At 57.7% G+C, this 23,358-nt stretch carries 20 protein-coding genes and 1 pseudogene; 11 read left to right on the top strand and 10 right to left on the bottom strand.

The genetic code is table 11. From position 1 onward, the window contains the following. Window positions 1-101: 101 nt before the first annotated feature. From dnaE to AC2FI7_RS08335, 3 genes are all read left to right on the top strand, one after another. Window positions 102-3,602: a DNA polymerase III subunit alpha gene (gene dnaE, locus AC2FI7_RS08345; protein ID WP_010443297.1), complete on the top strand. Its 3,501-nt coding sequence runs from the start codon at window positions 102-104 to the stop codon at window positions 3,600-3,602. An 86-nt stretch (window positions 3,603-3,688) separates the two neighbouring features. Then, on the top strand, window positions 3,689-3,898 hold the full coding sequence (locus AC2FI7_RS08340) for a YMGG-like glycine zipper-containing protein (protein ID WP_010443296.1): 210 nt from the start codon (window positions 3,689-3,691) through the stop codon (window positions 3,896-3,898). Window positions 3,899-3,900: 2 nt separating this feature from the next. Beyond that, window positions 3,901-4,272: a hypothetical protein gene (locus tag AC2FI7_RS08335; protein ID WP_010443295.1), complete on the top strand. Its 372-nt coding sequence runs from the start codon at window positions 3,901-3,903 to the stop codon at window positions 4,270-4,272. Between the two features lie 4 nt (window positions 4,273-4,276). Here the strand turns inward: AC2FI7_RS08335 and AC2FI7_RS08330 are convergent, their stop codons facing one another. Then, window positions 4,277-4,471, bottom strand: a complete 195-nt coding sequence (locus AC2FI7_RS08330; RefSeq protein ID WP_010443294.1) for a SlyX family protein — start codon at window positions 4,469-4,471, stop codon at window positions 4,277-4,279. A gap of 125 nt (window positions 4,472-4,596) precedes the next feature. Between AC2FI7_RS08330 and hisS the strand changes: the two genes are divergently transcribed. From hisS to hisG, 3 genes are read left to right on the top strand one after another with little or no spacing between them, the layout of a single operon-like run. Then, window positions 4,597-6,084 carry a histidine--tRNA ligase gene (hisS, locus tag AC2FI7_RS08325; RefSeq protein ID WP_010443293.1) on the top strand — a complete coding sequence of 496 codons (1,488 nt, stop codon included), beginning with the start codon at window positions 4,597-4,599 and terminating at the stop codon, window positions 6,082-6,084. Window positions 6,085-6,087: 3 nt separating this feature from the next. Next, complete coding sequence (locus AC2FI7_RS08320) at window positions 6,088-7,176, top strand: ATP phosphoribosyltransferase regulatory subunit (protein ID WP_010443292.1); 1,089 nt, start codon at window positions 6,088-6,090, stop codon at window positions 7,174-7,176. Then, window positions 7,173-7,862, top strand: coding sequence for an ATP phosphoribosyltransferase (hisG, locus tag AC2FI7_RS08315; protein WP_010443291.1), 690 nt, complete (start codon window positions 7,173-7,175; stop codon window positions 7,860-7,862). Before AC2FI7_RS08320 ends, hisG begins: the two co-directional genes overlap by 4 nt. Here the strand turns inward: hisG and AC2FI7_RS08310 are convergent. After that, complete coding sequence (locus tag AC2FI7_RS08310) at window positions 7,859-8,290, bottom strand: DUF1489 family protein (RefSeq protein WP_010443290.1); 432 nt, start codon at window positions 8,288-8,290, stop codon at window positions 7,859-7,861. The genes hisG and AC2FI7_RS08310 overlap by 4 nt on opposite strands. 114 nt (window positions 8,291-8,404) lie before the next feature. Here AC2FI7_RS08310 and AC2FI7_RS08305 point away from each other — a divergent pair, with 114 nt between their 5' ends. Continuing rightward, the gene (locus AC2FI7_RS08305) at window positions 8,405-10,687 is read left to right on the top strand and encodes an adenosylcobalamin-dependent ribonucleoside-diphosphate reductase (RefSeq protein ID WP_010443289.1); all 2,283 of its coding nucleotides are present in this window, start codon (window positions 8,405-8,407) and stop codon (window positions 10,685-10,687) included. Between the two features lie 247 nt (window positions 10,688-10,934). Here the strand turns inward: AC2FI7_RS08305 and AC2FI7_RS08300 are convergent, their stop codons facing one another. From AC2FI7_RS08300 to AC2FI7_RS08265, 8 genes and pseudogenes are all read right to left on the bottom strand, one after another. Beyond that, window positions 10,935-11,192, bottom strand: coding sequence for a helix-turn-helix domain-containing protein (locus AC2FI7_RS08300; RefSeq protein WP_010443288.1), 258 nt, complete (start codon window positions 11,190-11,192; stop codon window positions 10,935-10,937). A gap of 208 nt (window positions 11,193-11,400) precedes the next feature. Beyond that, window positions 11,401-11,526, bottom strand: a pseudogene (locus tag AC2FI7_RS08295) (IS3 family transposase); the annotation flags it as partial. Between the two features lie 80 nt (window positions 11,527-11,606). Continuing rightward, a complete protein-coding gene (locus tag AC2FI7_RS08290; protein ID WP_010443286.1) occupies window positions 11,607-12,452 on the bottom strand; it encodes a crotonase/enoyl-CoA hydratase family protein in 846 nt (281 codons plus the stop codon). Window positions 12,453-12,454: 2 nt separating this feature from the next. Then, on the bottom strand, window positions 12,455-13,888 hold the full coding sequence (locus AC2FI7_RS08285; protein WP_010443285.1) for an aldehyde dehydrogenase family protein: 1,434 nt from the start codon (window positions 13,886-13,888) through the stop codon (window positions 12,455-12,457). 15 nt (window positions 13,889-13,903) lie between these two features. Continuing rightward, window positions 13,904-15,508, bottom strand: coding sequence for a class I adenylate-forming enzyme family protein (locus AC2FI7_RS08280; protein WP_010443284.1), 1,605 nt, complete (start codon window positions 15,506-15,508; stop codon window positions 13,904-13,906). Next, window positions 15,501-16,292 (bottom strand): crotonase/enoyl-CoA hydratase family protein, encoded by a 792-nt coding sequence (locus AC2FI7_RS08275; RefSeq protein ID WP_010443283.1) that lies wholly within the window; start codon window positions 16,290-16,292, stop codon window positions 15,501-15,503. Before AC2FI7_RS08275 ends, AC2FI7_RS08280 begins: the two co-directional genes overlap by 8 nt. Then, a complete protein-coding gene (locus AC2FI7_RS08270) occupies window positions 16,289-17,893 on the bottom strand; it encodes a class I adenylate-forming enzyme family protein (RefSeq protein ID WP_496815632.1) in 1,605 nt (534 codons plus the stop codon). Before AC2FI7_RS08270 ends, AC2FI7_RS08275 begins: the two co-directional genes overlap by 4 nt. 11 nt (window positions 17,894-17,904) lie before the next feature. Next, a complete protein-coding gene (locus AC2FI7_RS08265) occupies window positions 17,905-19,116 on the bottom strand; it encodes an aminomethyl transferase family protein (RefSeq protein ID WP_010443281.1) in 1,212 nt (403 codons plus the stop codon). Window positions 19,117-19,268: 152 nt separating this feature from the next. On the opposite strand from AC2FI7_RS08265, the gene AC2FI7_RS08260 reads away from it, so the two are divergent. The 4 genes from AC2FI7_RS08260 to AC2FI7_RS08245 all read left to right on the top strand — a co-directional run bounded on the left by AC2FI7_RS08260 (window position 19,269) and on the right by AC2FI7_RS08245 (window position 23,358). Next, window positions 19,269-20,171, top strand: coding sequence for a LysR substrate-binding domain-containing protein (locus AC2FI7_RS08260; protein ID WP_010443280.1), 903 nt, complete (start codon window positions 19,269-19,271; stop codon window positions 20,169-20,171). A gap of 347 nt (window positions 20,172-20,518) precedes the next feature. Beyond that, window positions 20,519-21,136: a 3'-5' exonuclease gene (locus AC2FI7_RS08255; RefSeq protein ID WP_010443278.1), complete on the top strand. Its 618-nt coding sequence runs from the start codon at window positions 20,519-20,521 to the stop codon at window positions 21,134-21,136. A gap of 604 nt (window positions 21,137-21,740) precedes the next feature. Continuing rightward, a complete protein-coding gene (locus AC2FI7_RS08250; protein ID WP_010443277.1) occupies window positions 21,741-21,929 on the top strand; it encodes a hypothetical protein in 189 nt (62 codons plus the stop codon). Between the two features lie 301 nt (window positions 21,930-22,230). Next, a complete protein-coding gene (locus AC2FI7_RS08245; protein WP_010443275.1) occupies window positions 22,231-23,358 on the top strand; it encodes an efflux RND transporter periplasmic adaptor subunit in 1,128 nt (375 codons plus the stop codon).

Raw genomic sequence — 23,358 nt, 5'->3', positions numbered from 1 at the left:
GCACCTTCAGAAATATCCGAATAATCCGCGCGATTATTTTGCCGAATCCATGGGGTGGGTTCCTGCTTTTGCATCCCTGTTTGCTGGGATAGCTTGCAGGAATGAGCAGCCATCCCCGATTCATTCACCTCCGCGTTCACACCGAATATTCTCTGCTTGAAGGTGCCGTGCGGCTAAAAAAGCTGCCGGGTCTTTGCGAGAAGATGGAAATGCCCGCCGTTGCGGTGACCGACACCAATTCCATGTTCTCGGCGCTGGAGTTCGCCGTGACCGCCAGCGGGGCGGGCATTCAGCCGATTATGGGCTGTCAAGTTGATCTGACCTACGTACAAGCACAGCCGGGTGAGAAGCCGAAGGCGCCTGCGCCCTTGCTTCTTCTGGCACAATCCGAGGTCGGTTATGAAAACCTGATGAAGCTCAGCTCGTGCCTTTACGTGGACAAGGGCGGGCAGTTGCCGCAGGTTACATTAGACGAATTGTCAAAGCACTCGGACGGCTTGATCTGCTTGACGGGTGGGCCAGATGGGCCGGTTGGGATGTCGTTGCAACAAGGCCAGCGCCCAGCGGCCGAGGCTCTGATGGATCGACTGGCCGCGATGTTCCCAGACAGGCTATATGTCGAACTGCAGCGTCACCCAGGTGAAGATGGTCAGCCCGAGGCCGAACGCCTGACCGAGCGCGGCCATGTCGAGATGGCTTATGCCAAGAACCTGCCGCTGGTCGCCACAAACGACGTCTATTTCCCGACCACGGACATGTATGAGGCGCATGACGCGCTGATCTGTATCGCCGAAGGTGCCTATGTTGACCAGCAGGAAGGCCGCCGCCGCCTGACCGCACAGCACTATTTCAAGTCGCAGCAAGAGATGGCGACCCTGTTTGCCGATCTGCCCGAGGCGATTGAAAACACGATTGAGATCGCCAAGCGCTGCGCGTTTATGGCCTATCGCCGCGATCCGATCCTGCCAAAATTTGCTGATGACGAAGTGGCAGAATTGCGCCGCATTGCGAATGAGGGCCTGCAGAAGCGTCTGGCGGTGATCCCGCATGCGGTGACACCGGAAGAATATCAAGAGCGTCTGGATTTCGAACTCGACATCATTGAAGGCATGGGGTTCCCCGGCTATTTCCTGATCGTTGCCGACTTTATCCAATGGGCAAAGGATGAAGACATCCCGGTTGGCCCGGGACGTGGCTCGGGTGCGGGCTCGCTGGTGGCCTATGCGCTGACGATTACCGACCTTGACCCACTACGTTATTCGCTGCTGTTCGAACGGTTCCTGAACCCCGAGCGGGTCTCGATGCCAGACTTTGATATCGATTTCTGCATGGACCGCCGCGAAGAGGTGATCCGCTATGTGCAGCAGAAATACGGGCGCGACAAGGTAGGTCAGATTATCACCTTCGGTGCACTCCTGTCGAAAGCTGCCGTGCGTGATATCGGGCGGGTCCTGCAAATGCCCTACGGGCAGGTGGATCGACTTTCCAAGATGATCCCGGTCGAAGGCGTTAAACCCGTTTCCATTGAAAAGGCATTGAAGGATGAACCGCGCCTACGGGAAGAGGCACGCAGCGAAGAAGTTGTCGACCGGCTTTTAACTTACGGCCAGCAGGTCGAAGGATTGCTGCGCAACGCCTCAACCCACGCGGCTGGTGTGGTGATTGGCGACCGTCCTTTGGATGCACTGGTGCCGATCTATCAGGATCCGCGCTCGGACATGCCCGCGACCCAGTTCAACATGAAATGGGTAGAACAGGCCGGGTTAGTAAAATTCGACTTTCTGGGCCTGAAAACGCTGACTGTGATCCAGAATGCTATGGATTTGATCTTCAAGTCTGGGCGGGATTTGCATATCGCTGCCGATGGCACTGAACTCTATGAACCCGCCGAAGGTGCCGAGAACCAGATCAACGCCATCCCGCTGGATGATGAGGCGACATACAAGCTCTATTCGGCGGCCAAGACCGTGGCGGTGTTCCAGGTGGAATCCTCGGGCATGATGGATGCGCTCAAGCGTATGAAACCCACCTGCATTGAGGACATCGTGGCCCTTGTGGCGCTCTATCGTCCCGGCCCGATGGAGAACATCCCGACCTATTGCGAGGTCAAGAACGGGCTGCGCAAGATCGAATCCGTACATCCTCTGATCGACCATATCCTTGAGGAAACCCAAGGCATCATCGTCTATCAGGAACAGGTGATGCAGATCGCGCAGGTCATGGCGGGGTACAGCCTAGGCGGTGCCGACCTTCTGCGGCGTGCTATGGGCAAGAAGATTAAAGAGGCGATGGACGCCGAACGCCCCAAATTCGAAAAGGGTGCGGGCGAGAATGGGGTTGACGCCAAGAAGGCCTCCGAGGTCTTCGACCTGCTGGAAAAGTTCGCCAACTATGGTTTCAACAAATCCCACGCTGCCGCCTATGCGGTCGTCAGCTACCAGACCGGCTGGCTGAAGGCCAACCATCCGGTCGAGTTCATGGCGGGCGTCATGAACTGCGATATCCATCTGACCGACAAGCTGGCTGTCTATTTCGAAGAGGTCCGAAAGGGACTGGAACTGCCCTATGTGCCGCCCTGCGTGAACCGATCCCAGGCGACGTTTGACGTGGTGGAAGGACATCTGGTCTATGCGCTGGGTGCGCTGAAAAACGTGGGTGTTGAGGCGATGAACCTCGTCGTCGATGGGCGCGCGGATAAGCCATTTGTGAACCTCTTCGATTTTGCTCGCCGTGTTGATCTGAAAAAAGTCGGCAAGCGCCCGCTAGAGATGCTGGCGCGTGCCGGTGCGTTCGATGAACTCGACAAGAACCGCCGTCGCGTGTTTGAAAGCCTGGACCCGCTGGTGCAATATTCAGCCGCCATCCACGATCAGAAAAACTCAAACCAGGTGTCGCTGTTTGGTGAAGCAGGAGATGACCTGCCCGAACCTCGGCTGTCACCCGCACCAGATTGGCTGCCCGCCGAGAGATTGAGCGAAGAATTCAAGGCCATCGGGTTCTATCTGTCCGGCCATCCGCTGGATGATTATATGCCTGCATTGAAGCGAAAACAGGTGCTGACACTAGATCAGGTGACTGAAAAGGCGCGCTCTGGTCCGTTTATTGCAAAGATGGCCGGTGTCGTCGCCGGACGGCAAGAGCGAAAGTCGGCGCGTGGCAATCGGTTCGCATTTGCTCAGCTCTCTGACCCCACCGGAGCATTCGAGGTCACGCTATTTTCAGAAACACTAGAGAAATCCCGAGAGTTTCTGGAAACCGGCGCGCAGGTGGTGCTGACCGCCGAAGCGACGATGGAGGCGGATCAGCTCAAGCTGTTGGGTCGGTCAGTTGGTCCGGTCGACGTGGTGGTCGCCGAGGCTGGGGCCACAGGCCTGCGTGTATTTGTGGAAGATTCAAAGGTTTTGCCAAGCATGGCGAAAGTGTTGGAAGACGCAGATAGCAACGCCAAAAGGGCTGCCAAAGGCCCAGTTTACGTCTGCCTGCTTGATCCCGGTTTGCCGGGTGAGGTCGAATTGGATCTGGGACGAAACTATGCGATCAATCCCCAGATCAAAGGTGCCCTCAAATCGCTTGAGGGGATCTCGGAGATCGAGGAAGTTTGACCACAAACCGAATTGTTGCCTTGAGCGATGTGCCCAGCTAGGCTGACTGAATAACCTTAGAGGTCATTTCACAGGAGGGTTCCGAAATGACGAATTCAGGTATTGATTTCAGATCACTTAGCCTAGCGGTGGCATGTGCTTTGGCGTTGGCCACAGCCGTTCAAGCGGACGACAAGAAGAAAAATACTGTTACTGGCGCTCTGGTTGGTGCAGGCGTCGGTGCTTTAGTCGGAGACGGCAAGGGGGCCGCGGTCGGCGGTGTCGCCGGGGCGATTATCGGACATAACTGGAAGTGATCATGATGCTGAAAAATTCCATCAAATCCACCGCCTGTGCCGCGCTTTTTGTCCTTCCGACATTTGCTGTGGCTGACGATTCTGCAGAGCAATTGGTGCAGGATGCCTTGCCCGTGATGCACTATACATGCGCATCGATTGCGGAAGAGGCTGATGGCGACGAAGAATTTGTCGTGGCTGTGGTTGGAAAGATGACGGCCCTGTCGCTTTACAACCGCCAGATCAATATCGAGGATCATGCAGCCACTGACGAGGAAAAGGCCCAACTGCGCGAAGCCTTCATTGCCGCTCTGTCCGAGGGCTGTGCCGCAGACAAGAACGCCCTTCTGGGCGGGGTGGTCGACAATGCGGTGAAATCGACACTGGGGTTGTGATCACTCAATAATGCGGCGGACGTTCGTCGCCGAACACAACTCCGCCTGAGCCTTCCTGCGCCCGTTCGGCCTCGCGCTGCAGTAACATCTCGACACGACGGGTCAGGCGGTCGATCTCGCTCTGTTGGTTTGTGACGACCGAGTTCAGCTCTTCAACCGTGCGGGTCAGATGGGCGATCTGTTCTTCCAGATGCTGCATGGGGCTCTCCTTATAGGCGTCTCATAGCGACCCCGGCAGCCCATGACCAGTGAAACCCCGCCTTGCTCCGATGCGGGCCATGGGATAGACCGCGCGCGGAACACTAAATCCCAAGGACGCCCCACATGGCCAAGCCCAAGAAACAGCCCCGCCCCAAGGCCGTAACGCCGAAAGGGTTCCGTGACTATTTCGGCGAGGAAGTTACGCAGCGCACCGAGATGCTGCGGACGATTGCGGGCGTCTATCATCGTTACGGGTTCGATGCCTTGGAGAGCAGCGCGGTTGAGACCGTCGACGCGCTGGGCAAGTTCCTTCCGGACGTGGATCGCCCAAACGAAGGCGTGTTTGCATGGCAGGAATTCGACGAGGGCGGCAATGGCGACTGGATGGCTCTGCGTTATGACCTGACGGCGCCTTTGGCTCGCGTTTACGCGCAGCACCGCAACGACCTGCCCACGCCTTATCGTCGCTATGCGATGGGTCCGGTCTGGCGAAACGAGAAGCCAGGGCCGGGGCGGTATCGCCAGTTTTATCAATGTGATGCGGATACCGTGGGCACGGCCTCGATGGCCGCGGATGCCGAGATTTGCGCGATGTTGTCGGACACGCTGGAGACAGTGGGCATTCCCCGCAGTGACTATCTTGTGCGCGTCAATAACCGCAAGGTTCTGAATGGAGTGCTTGAGGCGATGGGGCTGGGCGAAGACTTGGCCGCCCGCGATAATGTTCTGCGCACTATCGATAAGTTCGATAAGGTCGGGGAGGCCGGTGTGCGAGAGCTGCTGACCAAGGGCCGACTGGATGCCTCTGGGGCGTTCATTGATGGTGTTGGTCTCAGCGATGATCAGGCCGAACCTGTGATCGCGTTCCTGACCTCGAAAGCTACCGACACCGCTGGTACGCTGGCCAACCTGCGCGCCGCCGTGGGCGACAGCAAGATTGGCGCGGATGGCATTGCCGAGCTGGAGCAGATCGGTGCCCTGCTGGATGCGGGGGGGTATGGATCGGACCGGATCGAGATTGATCCTTCGGTTGTCCGTGGCCTCGGCTACTACACTGGGCCGGTTTATGAGGCCGAACTGACCTTCGAGATATTCGACGAGAAAGGCCGCAAGCGGCAATTCGGGTCGGTATCAGGCGGTGGTCGCTATGACGATCTGGTCAAGCGTTTTACCGGACAGGAAGTGCCCGCGACGGGTATTTCGATCGGTGTTGATCGTTTACTAGCCGCGCTCCGCGAAAAGGGTCGGATCGCAGCGCAAGCCACCGGTCCGGTGGTCGTCACCGTCATGGATCGGGATCGGATGGCCGACTATCAAGCCATGGTAACCGAGCTGCGCAATGCAGGTATCCGGGCCGAGGTGTATCTGGGCAACCCCAAGAACTTTGGCAACCAACTGAAATACGCGGACAAGCGGAACTCTCCGATCGCTGTGATCGAAGGTGGTGACGAAAAAGAAAAGGGAATTGTGCAAATCAAGGACCTGATCCTTGGCGCAAAGATTGCCGAAAGCGCCACGCTTGAGGAATGGAAAGAACGACCCAGCCAGTTTGAAGTGCTACGCGGAGATCTGGTCGCCAAGGTGCGCGAAATTTTGGACAGTCAGGACTGACCCATGCCCAATCGTTCCCAGATACAGGCCCGCGCCGCAATGATGCGCGTCCGGTTCGAGGCCGCGGGTGGGCATGTGGTGGACACACCTTTGTTGCAACCTGCGGGTACGCTGCTGGACCTCTACGGTGAAGATATCCGCGCGCGCGCCTATGTGACCTCGGACGCGCTGCGGGGTGAGCAGATGCTGCGCCCGGACTTCACCTTGCCAGTGGTGCAGATGCACATGTCCGAAGGGGCTGAACCTGCAAGATACACCTATTCCGGCGAAGTGTTCCGTCGTCAGGAACACGATCCCGACCGGGCTAATGAGTATATCCAGGTCGGTTACGAAGTCTTTGATCGCGAAGACCCCGCTGGGGCAGATGCCGAAGTTTTTTCGCTGTTTGCCCTGCAACTACGCGGGCTACCCTTGCGGGCAGCGACCGGTGATATCGGCATTCTGATCGCCGCTGTCGCGGGACTGAAGACAACTGACCGCCGCAAGGCCGCGCTGATGCGGCATCTCTGGCGGCCTCGCCGGTTCCGCGTTCTGCTGGACCGATACGCCGGGCGCAAAGCGGGCCTTGAGGGTCGCGATGCTCTGCTTGACGCAGCTGACCCATTGGCGATTGACGTGCCCATGATCGGTAAACGCCGCGCGCCGGAAATCCTCGACCGGATAGAAGCCCTACGCGAAGACCGCGCCGCGCCGCCGATCTCGGACAATGAACTGGCCGGTTTGGAGACACTGCTGAATGTGCGCGAAACCATGCCTTTTGCGCTGGAACAATTGCGCGACGTGGCGGTTGACCTGCCGCAGATCACGCCCGCGCTGGATCGTTTGGAAGCCCGTATCGCAGCCCTGCAGGCGCGGGGCGTGGACGTGAATACACTGGATTTTGAGGCGTCTTATGGCAGAACCTCGATGGAGTATTACGACGGTTTTGTATTCGGTTTTTACGCCGAAGGCCGCCCTGATCTGCCACCGGTCGCAACCGGTGGGCGCTATGATGCGCTGACCCGGCAATTGGGAGGTGGGGCCGAGATTCCGGCTATTGGCGGCGTGATCCGCCCGGACCTGATGCTCGAAATCGAGGAGGCCGCGCAATGAGCCTGAAACTGGGCGTGCCCTCGAAGGGCCGATTGATGGACAAGACCTTCGCGTGGTTTGAAAAGCGCGGCATCACCCTTTCGCGCAACGGATCGGACCGGGAATATGCAGGCAAAGTTGAGGGGATTGATGGCGTCTCGCTGATCCTGCTATCCGCCGGGGAGATACCGCGCGAGCTTGCCGCTGGGCGCGTTCATCTGGGCGTGACCGGGATTGATCTGGTGCAAGAGAAACTGCCGCGGTGGGAACAGCAGGTCGAAGAGGTCGCCCCGCTTGGGTTCGGCAAGGCTGACTTGATCATCGCAACACCTGCCTGCTGGGTCGATGTGGATACGTTGGACGATCTGGACGCGGCAGCTGCGAGTTTCCGCAAGGCTCACGGGCACCGGCTGCGTATCGCCACCAAGTATCACCGTTTGGTTCGTGAATTCCTGACAGAAGCGGGCGTGGCCGACTACACGCTGGTCGATAGCCAGGGTGCTACTGAGGGCACGGTGGTGAACGAAACCGCCGAGGCGATTGCTGATATTACGTCAACTGGCGAAACTCTGCGGGCCAACCACCTGAAAATCCTATCAGATGGGTCGATCTTGCAGTCGCAGGCGACTTTGTGGCGCAGCCGGGTGGCAACCTATAACGCATCCGAGAAGACGATTCTGAACGACCTACTGGATCGGTTGCGCTAAAGCACGCCGATATCCGCCAGGGCACGGTTCAGGTCGTCGGGCAGGGCATCGTCTTGCTCGCGTCCTCTGGGCAAATCGGCCGGAGTATCCTCGGGTTTCAGATAGCGCCAGCCTTGGAACGGGCGTTTCAGAGCGTTCTGCGTGCGATGCACCTCGGGGTCGAGAACGATGGCACAGCGTCGGATTCCATCCTCACCGCGCACCTCGTCCAGCCGTAGAATCTGCTGACGGCATTGGACGACACCTTTGATCACCCAATAGATTGATCCGCCATTCAAAATCTCGGATTCACGTTTGGGCCACATACGTGTGACATGGCGCGGGCATCCGTCCTCATAAAGAGGTTTTCGGCTGTCCTGCCATGCGATCAGCGTGTCGACGCTTTCTGATCCGACCGAAAGTTTGATGAGGTTTACGTAGTTATCCACAGCTTTCCCACAGAGTCGTTCATCGACTGTCTATCCATTGTAGCTCATGCGCGATTGTCATCAAGGTATTGTGGATGATAGTCTGAATACCTCTTTCAGCACAGGGAATCACCAATGAGCCGCTTTGCCGCCCCCATCGCCGAGCAGATTTGGGACATGAAATACCGCTTCAAACAGGCGGATGGCACACCCATCGATCAGACGGTCGAGGACAGTTGGCGGCGAATTGCACGTGATCTGGCGCGGGTGGAACAGGACCCGGAGCGTTGGGAAGAAAAATTCTACACCGCGCTTGAGGATTTCAAATACCTCCCTGCTGGTCGCATCACTGCTGGGGCGGGCACCGCACGTCAGGTGACCCTGTTCAACTGCTTTGTGATGGGCACGATCCCCGACAGCATGGGCGGCATCTTCGATATGCTGAAAGAGGCCGCTCTGACCATGCAGCAGGGTGGGGGGATCGGTTACGATTTCTCGACCATCCGTCCACGCGGCGCGGACGTCAAAGGGGTTGCCGCCGACGCATCTGGTCCGCTGAGCTTTATGGATGTGTGGGATGCAATGTGTCGCACGATCATGTCCGCGGGCTCGCGCCGTGGGGCGATGATGGCGACCATGCGCTGTGACCACCCGGATATCGAACAGTTCATCACCGCCAAGTCCGACCCGGCGCGCCTGCGCATGTTCAACATGTCCGTGCTGGTGACAGATCCGTTCATGGAGGCCGTCAAAGCCGATGGCCCGTGGGATTTGGTGTTTGACGGCAAAGTCTATCACATAGTTCAGGCCCGTGATCTATGGAACAAGATCATGCAGGCGACCTATGATTATGCCGAGCCAGGTGTGATCTTCATCGACCGCATCAACACTGCCAACAACCTCAGCTACGTCGAGACGATTGCTGCGACCAATCCATGCGGCGAACAGCCTTTGCCACCTTATGGTGCTTGCCTGTTGGGTTCGATCAATCTGGCGCGGTTGGTGGCCGAGCCCTTTGAGGACGCGGCGCATCTGGATGAGGACGCTTTGCAAGAGCTGGTCGCCACCGCCGTTCGCATGATGGACAACGTGGTCGACGCGTCGAAATTCCCGCTGGTTGAACAAGAGGCGGAAGCGCAAGACAAACGCCGTATCGGGCTGGGCGTAACGGGTCTCGCAGATGCACTGCTGATGTTGGGCCTGCGCTATGGCTCGGACGAGGCGGCGCGTCAGACCGAGCAATGGCTGCACGCGATCGCCCGCGCCGCGTATCTGGCGTCGGTGGACCTGGCAAAGGAGAAAGGCACGTTTCCTTTGTTCGATGCTGAGAAATATTTGGCCAGTGGTACGATGCAACAGATGGATGACGATGTGCGCGATGCGATCCGCGAACACGGCATCCGCAACGCGCTGCTGACGTCGATCGCGCCGACGGGGACGATCTCGCTCTATGCCGGGAACGTGTCGTCGGGGATCGAACCGGTCTTTGCTTATGCTTACACGCGCAAAGTGCTGCAGAAAGACGGTTCGCGCACTGAAGAAGAAGTAGTCGACTATGCCGTCCAGATGTGGCGCGATAAGTTCGGGGATACGGAGCTGCCCGACTATTTCGTTAACGCACAAACGCTGTCGCCGTCTGATCACGTCAAGATGCAGGCCGCGGCGCAGAAGTGGATCGACAGCTCGATTTCGAAGACCATCAACTGCCCCGAGGATATAAGCTTTGACGCCTTCAAGGATGTCTACATGCAGGCTTGGGATCAAGGCTGCAAAGGTTGTACGACCTATCGCCCCAACGATGTGACGGGTTCTGTTCTGACCGTGTCAGAGAGTACAGATACAGCACCAGGTGAAAGTGCCGCTGCGCCGCAGGAGGTTGATGTCGGCGAAGTCGTCTATATGTCAGAGCCGCTGGATCGTCCGCAATCTCTGGAAGGGTCGACGTACAAGCTGAAATGGCCCGACAGCGAACACGCGATCTATCTGACGATCAACGACATTGTCATCAGTGGTCGTCGTAGACCGTTCGAAGTATTCATCAATTCGAAGAACATGGAGCACTATGCCTGGACGCTGGCCCTGACGCGGATGATTTCCGCTGTTTTCCGCCGGGGCGGAGATGTTTCGTTTGTTGTGGAGGAACTGAAAGCCGTCTTTGATCCACGCGGCGGGGCTTGGGTCAAGGGCAAGTACATCCCCTCAATTCTTGCTGCAATCGGTGGCGTGATCGAGCAGCATATGGTTGTAATCGGATTTCTCGAAGGTGAAGGAATGGGCCTAAAGTCGGACCCCCAGGCGCAAGTTGTCAATATCGACACTCCACGCGGCAAAGCATGCCCGTCCTGTGGTCAGTTCGACATGGTGATGATCGAAGGCTGCATGACCTGCAGAAGTTGCGGCCATTCGAAATGCGGTTAGATTCTGGGTACATAGTTGTTGATGTTGTGAAATGACCCATAGTTTGCCCATTTCGTTCTAACTTGGGTCCACTATCTACACATAGGTTGTACATTGAGCGGCTTCACAACGATGCTTTCGGGTGAAGCCGTCTCTATTTTGGGTATGGGGTTTGAGTAAATTTTGGACGTGAAAATCATGCTTCGGTCACACCCAAAGCCGCAAAAGCCCTTTGTGAATTGTGTGATTAGTCAACGAAATCAAGTCGTTAAATCCGTTCACCCGGTGGCACTGCCTTAATGACGGCTTCGAAGAAGTGTTCCGCAGGAACATCGAGCGCCCGCGCAATGATCACCAATTCTGGCACATCAATACGCCGCTGACCCGACTCGATCCGCGCGACGAACGATTGATGGCACTTCAACCGGTCAGCCAAGGCTGCCTGAGAGAGTTTTTGTGACTTACGGGCTGAAATGAGCGCTTCAATGAGCGCCAAGTGTCCGTCGGTGCGAAGTGTTTTGGTCAATTGAGTGTCCGTATGATGCTTCGGACATTTCCAGTAATCTCATTTTCAGATTATCTAAAAATCAGATTATACATATAAAGTGGGTAGTGATGCCAAATATACATATAACCCCTGCGGGCCTGATTTACGATTTGGGTGTTTCGCAAAGCTCTCTGGATTCAGCTACCATCAATGACATACAGGGTGGGTGTTGAGATGACAGGCGTGAATAGGTCTGTTCGACAACGCCGATCTGTCTGATCGCATCCAGACGAGGCATCCCTTGCCCCATCAGCACCTCAACTTGCCGCAACTTCGAGACAATCTCTTCCGGCTTCGGTCGCTTGTTTGCCATTCTCGGTCCTCCGTTTCCTAAACATAACGTCGGACCAGTTCAGTTGGGGAGGCTCAGTTTCGGTCGCCGTACTCAAATTTTCAATCGAAGGGTTTGTTGCGGGTCCAGTCGAAGGTGCCGGTGTCCCGTTCGTGCACAGCCTGTTTCCAGCCGACTTGCTCCACGCGGGCTTTGAAGTTCATGCCTTCGGGTGAATGGCGAGTGACGCCATCGAACACGGTGGCAAGGCGCTGTGTTTGGTTGATCTTTTCCTCGACCGCCGCGTTAATCACCATTTTCTGCATGGCCAGCTGGTTAATCGGCACGGACGCAATGCGCGCAGCCAGCGCCTCGACCTCGTCGTCCAGCTGGTCATCGGGTACGGATTTCAAAACGAGTCCCATTTCGGCGGCCTCAACACCAGCTACCTTGTCGCCCGTGAACATCATCCGCTTGGCCTTCTCAGGCCCGAGCCGATGCACCCACATTGCCGTGGTCGGGCACCCCCAGACCCGGGTGGGCATGTAGCCGATCTGCGCTGTCTCTCCCATGATGGTCAAATCAGCGCAGAGCGCGATATCCGACCCACCCGCGACGGCAAAGCCGTGAACCTTGCAGATCACCGGTTTCATCGCCCTGAAGAGCGACATGAAGGCCTGCGTATTCGCCCACATGAACTGGAAATCTTGCATTGGGTCCCATGGCATGTCCTGCACCACCTTGTTGGGGCCGTTGCCTTCGGCATAATGGGCCAGATCGTAGCCCGCGCAGAATGCCTTGCCGGCACCGGACAGGACCATCAAATGCACGCCCCTGTCGGCATCCGCCTCGGCCACCGCCGCCGCCAGTTCGCGCGGCAGATCGTCGTCGATGGCATTCATCACCTCGGGGCGGTTCAGGGTGATCCGCCCGATCCGGCCATCTTTTTCGTAAAGAACCTTTGCCATGCTCACCCCCAGTCACTCACGGCCTTGACCTCCAGGAACTCCTCCAGCCCCCAGACACCGCCTTCGCGGCCAGTACCGGATTGCTTCATCCCGCCAAAGGGTGTTCCGGCCCCGCCGAATTTACCGTTCATCTCGACCATACCCGAGCGCAGCCGCCGCGCCACCCGACGGGCACGAGATTTATCGGGGGTCTGGACATAATTGGTCAGCCCATAAGGTGTGTCATTGGCCAGGGCGATCGCCTCTTCCTCGGTATCGAATGGTGTCATGGTCAGAACCGGGCCAAAGATTTCCTCCCGCCAGATGGTCATGTCAGGCGTGACATCGGCAAAGACCGTAGGCCGGACGAAATGCCCGGTGCTCAGCCCGTCCGGCTTGCCCATCCCGCCAGCCACAAGCCTGGCGCCTTCATCGATCCCTTGCTTGAGGTAGTATTGGATCCGGTTGAACTGGACCCCGGAGACGACCGGGCCGATCTGGCGACCCTCGACATCAGCGGGGCCAACCTCGGTTTTCCCGGCCGCCACTCGGGCAGTTTCAACAGCCGCGTCATAGATCGACCGCTCCACCAGCATCCTTGTGGGTGCATTGCAGTACTGGCCGGTATTGTTGAAGCAATGGCGCACACCGCGTGCGACCGCCTTTTCGTCGGCATCGGCAAAGATGATGTTGGCCCCCTTGCCCCCCAGTTCGAGACTGACGCGCTTGACGGTCTCCGCTGCCGCCTTGCTGATCGCGACCCCAGCTCGGGTTGATCCGGTGAAGCTGACCATGTCCACGTCCGGGTGCGCGGTGAGATGCGCGCCAACACCGGCACCATCACCGTTCACAAGATTGAACACGCCGGGTGGGAAGCCCGCTGCATCGATCATCTCGGCCAGCAGAATGGCACTGAGTGGCGAGAGTTCAGAGGGTTTCAGAACCACCGTACACCCAGCGGCCAGCGCCGGGGCGAGTTTCAGCATCACCTGGTTCATCGGCCAGTTCCATGGGGTGATCAGGGCGCAGACACCGACCGGCTCGTACAGGATCACGTCGCCGGGCGCGTGGTCCCCCAAGGGACGTTCAAAGGCAAAAGCCTTGGCCGCCCGAATGGTGTTCTTGAGATGCCCCGCCCCGGCACCGACCTGCGCCGTCTTTGCCAATGCGATAGGTGCACCCATCTCAAAGCTGATGGCCTGTGCCATGTCTTCGGCTTGGCCCTTGTAGACCTCCATCAACCGCTCCAGTGCGGCGATCCGGCCCAAAGGGTCTGTTGCCGCCCAGGCCGGGAAAGCTGCCTTGGCTGCGGCGACGGCCGCGTCGGCAACAGCGACGCCACCCAAAGTGATCGTGGCGATCTTTTTTTCTGTGGACGGGTTTTCAACTTCCACTTCGCGCCCGTCGATCGAGGTAACCCATTGGCCGTTGATGTAATGTCGTGTGGCGTCTTGCATGGCGTGTCCTGCCTTTCAAAGTTCGGTGAAGTCCCCGGCGACAAACCGGTCGCGGAGGATGAATTTCTGGATCTTGCCCGAGCCGGTCAGAGGGAAAACCTCGACCTGCACCCAGATATTCGGGGTTTTCTGCGGGGACATGTTTGCGCGGCAATGGGCATGCAGCGCGGTCTTGTCGAGCGGTTCAGTGCCGCGGAGGAAGGCGCCGATAACCTCGCCCCATTTCGGGTCCGGCAGGCCGACAACGGCGACCTCGGCCACGCTCGCGTGTTCCAATAGGCAGTTCTCGATCTCGGCCGGGAAATGGTTCTCGCCGCCGCGGATGATCATCTCCTTGACGCGGCCAGTGACGGTGACGTAGCCGCGCGCATCCATCCGGCCCAGATCGCCGGTGTGCAGCCAACCCATCGCGTCGACGGTCTCGGACGTGGCCTTGGGGTTGTCGTTGTATTCCAGCATGACGCAGGGGCCGCGGGCACAGATTTCCCCGACCTCTCCGACGGCGACAACGCTATTGTCATCGACACTGCGGATCGAGACCTCGGTTTGCGCAACCGGCTGGCCAGCCGTGTTGCAGATGTCGTCAATACTGTCTGACAAATGGTGTTGCGTGATTACCGGGCAATGCTCGGTCTGGCCATAGAGCGTTGAAAATCCGGCCCCCATCAGCGCCTCGACCCGGCGCACCAATTCGGGCGCCACCATCGATCCGCCGCAGCTGACAAGCTTCAGGGCTGAGAGGTTTCGCGGACGCGCCTCTTGCGCGTCGAGAAGCGCCACCACCATGGTCGGTACGCCAAGGATGATGTCAGCGCCGCTCGCTTCCAACTGATCCAGCACGATGTTCGGGTCAAACAGGCTGACCAGCACCATTTTGCACCCGGCTTGCAAGCAGCCCAGAGTGACCATGCCACAGCCTGAGGTGTGGAACATCGGCATGATGTTGACCCATGTGGTCGTCTCGGTCGCGCCGCAGCGGGACGCGTAGAAGCGTGCATTGTTGACCAATCCGCGATGGCTGAGAACAGCACCCTTGGGAAAACCTGTTGTGCCGGACGTATATTGGATCATCGCAGCGTCGCCCGGGGCAACTTCGGGCAAGGCAGGCGGGCGGGTGCCCTGTGCAAAGAACGCGTCACTTTCCATATCTGTGACTTCGCGGATGGCAGCGATGTCGGTCACGACCTCAGCTCCAATCCGGCCCATTGGGTTGCCGCGGAATTCCTCGACAAGGAACAGGGCAACCGCGCCGGATTGTTCCAGCACATAGGCCAGTTCGCGCGCCTGAAAGGCTGGGTTCGCGGTGACCAGAACCAGCCCTGACAGCGAACAGGCATATTCCATCAACACCCATTCTGGGCTGTTGGGTGACCAGATCACTACCCGTTCACCGGGCGCAAAACGACTGGACAGCGCCAGCGCAAGTCGCTCGGCCTCGGCCAGCAGTTCGGCATAGGTCCAGCGCTGCCCTTCTGATCCGTCCTGCATGACTTCGACCAAGGCCTCGGCATCCGGGCGCGCCGCAGCAACCTCACGCAGCAATGCACCGATGGTGATCTCGCGCGTCTCCATGTCGGACTGGGCAGGAGCACGGGAGGTGGTGAGGGTCAAATCATACATCGCTGAAATCACCGCCACGGCCCTTGCCGCTGGCAAACCGGGTGGCGCCTTGGACACCTTTGGTGACCTCGGCCTTGCTGCCCTTCCATTCCTGTCGAAGAGCGTCACGTTCAGTTAACCCGTGCTGTGCCCGCACAGACCGGCGATCTGCGCGCATGCAGCTTTGGGGGAAACGGGCGATGTCATGGGCCAGCGCTTCGGCCTTGGTTCGCGCGTCGCCTTCAGGCACGACGTATTCGCACAGCCCAATTCGCAGTGCCTCTTCCGCATCGACGCGGCGACCGGTCAGGATCAGGTCCATCGCGCAGCCTTCACCCACCAGTCGCGGCAGGCGCACCGTGCCACCGTCGATCAATGGAATACCCCAACGGCGGCAGTAGACCCCCATGAAGGCGGTTTCTTCCATCACCCGGATATCGCACCAAAGCGCCAGTTCCATGCCACCCGCCACGGCAGGCCCGGCCACAGCGGCGATCACCGGTTTGCTGAGCTCCAACCGGCTGGGTCCCATGGCCGCCATCGGCGGCTCACCCTCATCGGGAAAGTCGAACGGATCAAGCGCCTCGGCCCCGGCAAGGGAGGCTGCATGCTTCAAATCCCACCCGGCGCAAAAGGCACCGCCTTCGCCCCAGAACACTACAACGCTGGCGGTGACGTCCGCGTCAAACGACTGGAACGCCTCAAAAAGTGCAGTGGCACTTTCCGGATCCATGGCATTGCGAGCCTCAGGGCGGGAGTGGATGATGGTCCAGACCGGACCATCCTTTTCGACGCGAACGCTCATTGCAGAACCTCTCCGTAGTTACCTGCGAGGAACTTCTCACGAATAGCGAATCTCTGCACCTTGCCAGAGCCTGTCAGCGGGAAGTCCGGCACACGCACCCAGACCGATGGCGTTTTCTGCGCGGACAGATGCGCCCGGCAGTGGGTGCGCAAATCAGCAACGTCGAGGGGTTGGTCGGACAGGATGAATGCCGCGATCACCTCTCCCCATTTCTCATCCGGCAGGCCGACCACGGCCACCTGAGCGACGTTGCGGTGGGTCACCAACACCGCTTCGATCTCGGCCGGGAAGTGGTTTTCACCGCCGCGTATGATCATGTCCTTCACACGACCCGTCACCCGCACGAAACCTTGAGCATCCATCGTTCCCAGATCGCCGGTATGCAGCCAGCCGTCTGCGTCGATAGCGGCGGCGGTTGCTTCTGGATTGTCATTGTATCCGATCATCACAGCGTAGGATCGCGCGCATATTTCGCCGACTTCACCTATTGGGAGCACGCGGTTGTCCTCTGGAGAGCGGATCGACACCTCGGTCTGCGGCAAGGGCGGGCCTGCGGTTTCCATGATCTGTTTAAGCGTTGCTTCGACCGGGTTCAGGCAGATCATCGGGCTGTGTTCCGTCTGCCCAAACGCGCTGAGCAAGTGACAGCCCAATCGGTCCCGCACCCGGCGAACCAGATCGGGTGGCACAGGCGCTCCGCCCGTCGTGATAACCTCAAGTAAAGACATGTCGCGCGGGGTTTGTTCGAGGGATTCCAGCAGGTTGAACAACATGGTGGGAACGGCGAAACAGGTTGTGACGCCCTGTTCCTCGATCAATCGCGCAAAGACATTGGCATCAAAACGCTTGATCAGCAGCATCTTGCACGCGGCCTGAAGGCATCCGAGCGCCCCAGTGGCACAGCCCGCCGTGTGAAAGAGCGGCATGAAGTTGGCCCAGACTGAGTGCGGCCCAACCTGTTTGCGTGCGCAGAAAAGCCGCGCGTTGTTCACCAGGTTCTTGTGGCTGAGCACCGCGCCCTTTGGAAAACCTGTTGTTCCCGAGGTGTACTGGATCTGCGCAGCATCATCCGGCTGGACATCTGGCAGGATGGCGGGTCGCTCACCATGGGCGTAGAGAGCATCCTCGCATTCCAGATTGACGACCTCGCGCAGGCGCGTGTTGCCTTTTGTCGCCTCGCGCGCAATCTCAGCCATCGGATTGCCTCGGTACCCGTCCACCATGAACAGTCCGACAGCCCCTGATTGTTCCAGCACATATTTGAGCTCGGAGGCCTGAAAAGACGGATTGGCTGTAACCAGAACCAGCCCCGCCATGCCGCAGGCATATTCCATGAAAATCCACTGGGGGATATTGGGTGCCCAGACGACGACCCTGTCACCAACTTCGAACCGGGTGGCGAGGGCCTCGGCAAGGCTCTCGGCCTGTGCCAGTATCTCCGCGTAGGTCCATGACTGGCCACAGTAACCGCTCTCCGCGACATCCACCATCCCCACGGCATCCGGATGACTGGCTGCTACCTCTCGCAGCAACCCGCCAACCGTGATGTCGCGGATTTCCGCATCATTCTGCGCCGGGAAGTGCGAGGTGGTGAGGTTCATGTCATACATCGTCATTCCGCCGCGATCGGTTTGGTCGGGATATCCACCAATTTGCCGCGCGGAATGAGCCGGTCGGCGTCGTACATCGGCAGGGTGCAGAGCTCACCGCTCTGGGTGGACCCATCGGCGCAGAGCACATCGACCTGTGTGCCCGGACCCTGTGCGGGGTCGTCCATGCGCACGATGCAAACACCACAGCCCTGATACGGCGAATAGCCCGAGGAACAGACACGGCCAACATCTTTTCCATCAATGGTCATGACGCGTCCAAGCTGCGCCACGCCGCCGGACACACGCATGCCCCAGGTGCGGCAGGATTTATCGGCGGCCTCCAGTGCTTTGCGGCCAACAAAGTCACGATCTTCAAATTCGACAAAACCGCCAAGCCCTGCCTCAAACGGCGTCGTCTCGGCTCCGAAATCTGACCCAGCGTTGAGCAACCCGGCCTCGATCCGCCGCGCGCGGAACACCGGCGTTCCGGTCAGCAGAATGCCGAATGCCGCACCGACCTCCATGATCCGGTCGCCGATGGCGGGGATGTCGGTGTCGGGCAGCAGGTAGACCTCCCACCCCAGCTCGTTGGTGAAGCCCGAGCGGCTGATCCAGCAGGTCTGGCCCGCGATGGAGACCTCAGCGCAATCGAAATAGCGGAATGGATCGGGCATGGGGCCATCAAGCACGGTGGCCAGCAGTTCCAGCGAACGTGGCCCCTGTATCTGGCTGACCCAGACATTCGGATCGTGGATTTTCACGTCCAGCCCCTCGGCGTGGGCCTTGTACCAGCTGAACAGGTCGCCGTCGGCCTGCGCCATCCAGAACCTGTCCTGCGACAGCCGCAACAGCACGCCATCGGTGATCATGCCGCCATCGTGGTAACAGGCGAATTGATAGGAGCAGCGGCCCGGTTTCACCTTGCTAACACTCCGGGTGAAAACCTTGTTCAGCAGCGTTTCCGCATCCGGCCCGCTGATCTCAATTGGCAACTCGCCGGTGTGGCGAAAGATGACGTTGGTGCGCACGGCCCAATACATCTCGTCATCCGTGGCTGTGTCGAGCTTTTCTGGTGTCAGGCGCGAATTGTAGAGCGTGTATTCAGGATCAAAAGGCAGCTCCATATAGCTCAACGGATGGGGCGGCATTGTGCGGGTCAGTTCGCGCGGGCGCTCGCCAATGTTCTTGAAGGCTTTGACCGCGTAACGGGTGTGGGAGAGGTCAGTTGTCATGAAATTCACCGTTCAGAGTTGTTAGACGCCTGCGGGTGATCTTCGACAAGGACAGATGGGTGCCACGCATTAGATTTAGTGTATTGGGCCAGGTGGGCTTGGCGCAAATCTAATGATTTGCACAAGTCGTTCGAAAAAATTAGACAATACCCATGCGCTTTCGTTCTTATGATGCCCTCAAGACCTTTGATGCCGTTGCCCGCAATCTGTCGATGACCAAGGCGGCGGACGAGGTGCATCAGTCAAAAGGGTCGATCAGTTACCAGGTGGGCAAGCTTGAAGCCGAACTCGGCTTTCGCCTGTTCGAGCGGGTGCACGCAAAACTGGAACTGACCGAAGAAGGGCGCAGGTTGTGGCATGTGTCCCAAACGGCCCTGAGCCAGATCGACCGTGAAATCGAAGACCTGCGCGGCTCGGCCTCAGGTGCCGTGACCGTTGGCGCACTGACCTACTTCTCGTCGCGGTGGTTATCGCCAAGGCTAACTCGCTTTTTCGAGGCCAATCCCGGTATCAGCCTGCGGATCGAACCCATCAGTTCTATGGACATGCTGAAGAGCGTCAGGGTGGACATGGCTGTCCTCTGGGGAATAGGCGGCTGGAAGGGTCACAAAAGCGAACTTCTTCTGTCCCTGCCTGCCGTTCCAACTGCCAACCGCGCAGTCGCAGAGCAGGTAAGGCAGCTTGGACTGGCCGAGGCGGTCAGGCAGCTTCCGCTCTTGGGGGACAGCTCCGGCGATGCGGGGTGGAAGGCCTGGCACGCAGCAGCAGGGCTACCTTACGCCCCCAGCCGGTCCAGCCTGACCATCCCGGATTCCAACAGCCGCGTTCAGGCGGTGGTGGATGGCCAGGGGATCGCCCTGTGGGATGATCTGGTCGCGCCGGAATTTGGCGATGGAACGCTTGTCAGATTGTCTGACATCAGAGTTGAGAACGCGGGTTACTTTGTCGTTTTCACGGATCGGCAGATGTCTCAAGGGGCCGAGGCATTCCTGGACTGGTTGCGGGCTGAAAATGATCGCGGCGATATGGGCCGGCCTAGAACCCTGCGGGTTTGAACTCATCTATGAACGCCCGTCTCGATTGTCCCATTCCATGCGCCTTTCCTGGGCACGGGTAGTTTGCCCCGGTGTCCGGGATCAGGAACGAAGTTCAATCTGATTGAATGGCCGGTTTTCTCGCCGCGATGCGTCACCTATAAATGCGCGTGTGCAGAGAAATTCATGCTGCGAGCGTGCGCAGCACAAAATCAAGAGGTCCGGTGTGGGCTCTCTTCCGCTGTTCGCTACAACCTGTACCAATGACTGCTATCATGTGCTGCGTGGTCTGGAAAAGAAGCCTGGCTGCTTTGCTCAGCTGCTGGTCGAGCTTTGCATCAGTCAGTAAGCGTGTGAAAATCGTTCTCATGGTCAATGCTACATCTTTGTCTTTACCAACCTGTTTCAATCAGGTCGAACCACTGAGCGACAATCTCAGGTTCATAGCTGTGGACGTCGAGACTGCCGGGTACGATATCGCGAGCATCTGTCAAATTGGCCTCGCTTTTGTTGGGTTTGACAACTCAATTGCGACTTACAGCACCTATATCGATCCCCGCACGCCATTCGCCGCAGGCAATACGCGGTTGCATGGGATTGATGCTGCAACGGTCAAAAACTCCCCCGAATTTGCAGAAGTATTGCCTGACCTGCGTCCGGTTCTTGAAGCATATCCGCTTATTCAACATAGCCGTTTCGATGAGAAAACCTTTGATGCAGCGTGCCGACTTGCAGGACTTCAAGTGTTGAAATCGGTATGGTCAAACAGCGTTGCCATCGCTCGCCAAGCCTGGCCGGAGTTGCGGGGCAATGGTGGGCATGGTCTGGCCAATCTTAAAGAGGTGTTAGGGCTTCAATTCAAGCACCATGATGCCGGAGAAGATGCACGTGCTGCTGCCGAAGTTACTTTGAAAGCTGAAGCATCAATGGGGCGAAAAATCAGGCTGCTGAATGCCTCACAGCAGTTGGTCTTTGATTTTCAGTGATGCGAGAGGGCGACTTCGTGGGCCGTAAGGCATCAAAACTACCATCAGCTCAAACTGAGGGCTCAAATTTCATGACAAATAGTACTTAGATTTAATGTACATGCTATGTGTATTTTATGGACGCCAAAGAGTAACATTCAAATATGGGTCATAGTAAAAACAATGAGTTACATGAGGTCAAATGGGCAAACTATGGGTCATTTTACACGTACCCATAGTATTGCCATTTTGGCCCTAGGGATTGCCATTTCGAGCTCATAAGTTTGCCATTGTCTCAAATGGAGGACTTCAGCTGCCAAAGCCCAATACTTGGGACGTTGACTAATTCAATTTGCTTGAAAGGTTGGGCTGGGAGCAGACATTCACTGTGGATGCGAAATCCAGATGCGAATCTTGGAAAGCAGTCATTCAGATTAGAGTTTCTTCCACCCGAAGCATTAGTTGCACCAACTTTGATTGCCAGAGATTGCCATACCGTCTGAACACGGTTCGGTTGAGGCTGCGGTCTCAATGCAAAACCAAGAAATGTGAGTAGCGCGTTGTCAAAAGATGATTTCCCAACACCTTTTGAGTTTATGCAAACGACCGTACGCGTCGAAACGCCATGGCAGAGAACGCCGACAAGTATTTTCCCACGAGCAATGACCGAATGTTCAAAGACAATGCACAGTTCTTTAAATCGGCAGATGACGCGTCGGAGTACCTTCGCGAGGCAGATTTTGCTGTTCTGGAATTACGCCTTAGAACACACTTCACCGCCAGAGACAGCGACTGGCTTTTGCGAGGAGCATGAATTTCTTGGAATGGCCTATTCGGACGTTCGTCATACCATTGCCATGCTGCAGTTGCAGCCCTCTCTCCTGACATTCGCTGCGCCTGCGGGATCAGAAACTTATTGAACTCATAGATTGCTCAAAAGTCTCGACGTATTGGCGACAGCATTATGAGACCAAGGCGCCTTGCTTAATTTGCAAAGACTTCCAATTGGTTGAGTCGGTGGAAAATGCACTCAATGTGATTGCTGGATTTTCAACAGCATTACGTTACCTTGGTTTCGACGAGAGCACAGACGAAACTCTTCTGGAGGATGTAATTTGTCAGTAAGGCTGTTAGTCACCGCAGTGATTTTGAACTTTGGTCTGAACCCTTCTGTTGTCATTGCGCAGGACAGCCAAACGAAGCCTAAGGTGACCGTGACGTCGGCAGAGATGAAACCGGTATCTTTGACCGAAGTGTTCACTGGCCGGATCGAGGCGTTGGATCGTGTCGACCTGATCGCGCGCGTACCTGGATTTGTGAAGTCCATTAATTTCAAGGACGGCTCAAGCGTTAAAGCGGCGGATGTCCTGATCGAGATCGAACCGGATTCCTACGAGGCGACCGTCACGGAAATTCAAGGACAAATCCAAGCGGCACAAGCGGGAAAGAAAATTGCCGATATCGAGCTTGATCGACAGCAAAAGCTATACGCCAAAGGCGACACACCTCAGGCTGTCGTTCAGAAAGCGGAAGCGCAGCAAGGTGAGGCGGATGGGCATGTGCTGGAACTACAGGGCAGCCTCCAAAACGCTCAGCTTGACCTGTCTTATACAAAGATAACCGCGCCCTTTGATGGCAGGATCGGACTGACGGACTTGTCCGTGGGCGCATTCGTCAGCCCAGAGGGTGGAACCCTGTTGTCGCTGTCCAGCATCGATCCCATCAATGTAACCTTCCCGGTAACCGAAGCCGAACTGCTTGAGTTTCGCGCCCGCCGTGCCAAGGCGTCGGACTCTGAACCGCTGAAACTGCAGCTGATTCTTGCCGATGGCACGACATACGGTGAAACAGGCAGCATTGAAGTGGCTGACACGCAGGTGCAGTCGGGCACGGATACCGTTCTGGTCCGGGGGTCTTTTCCTAATGCGGATGGGTCACTCATTGATAATCAGCTGGTGCGGGTTCTTGTCACAGATCCCACGCAGGACAAATCGCTGGTGATCCCCGCCAAGGCTTTGCAAAAAGATCAGTCGGGTTACTTTGTCTTCACGGTCGGAAGCGACGACAAGGTTGAAAAGAAGCCGATTCAATTGGGACGGACCGAAGGGGCCGAAGCCGTCATTTCGAGCGGTCTGACCGAAGGGGACCAGGTTGTCACCGACGGCGTTCAGCGCGTTCATGCGGGCGTCGAGGTCAGTATCTCCACACCCCAGAGCACATCGTCAGCCACCAGCGGAAACTGA

It is taken from the genome of Ruegeria sp. YTSA064 (genome assembly GCF_059610325.1).
The sequence above is the reverse complement of the archived record's forward strand: the minus strand, read 5'-3'. Positions and strand labels throughout refer to the sequence as shown.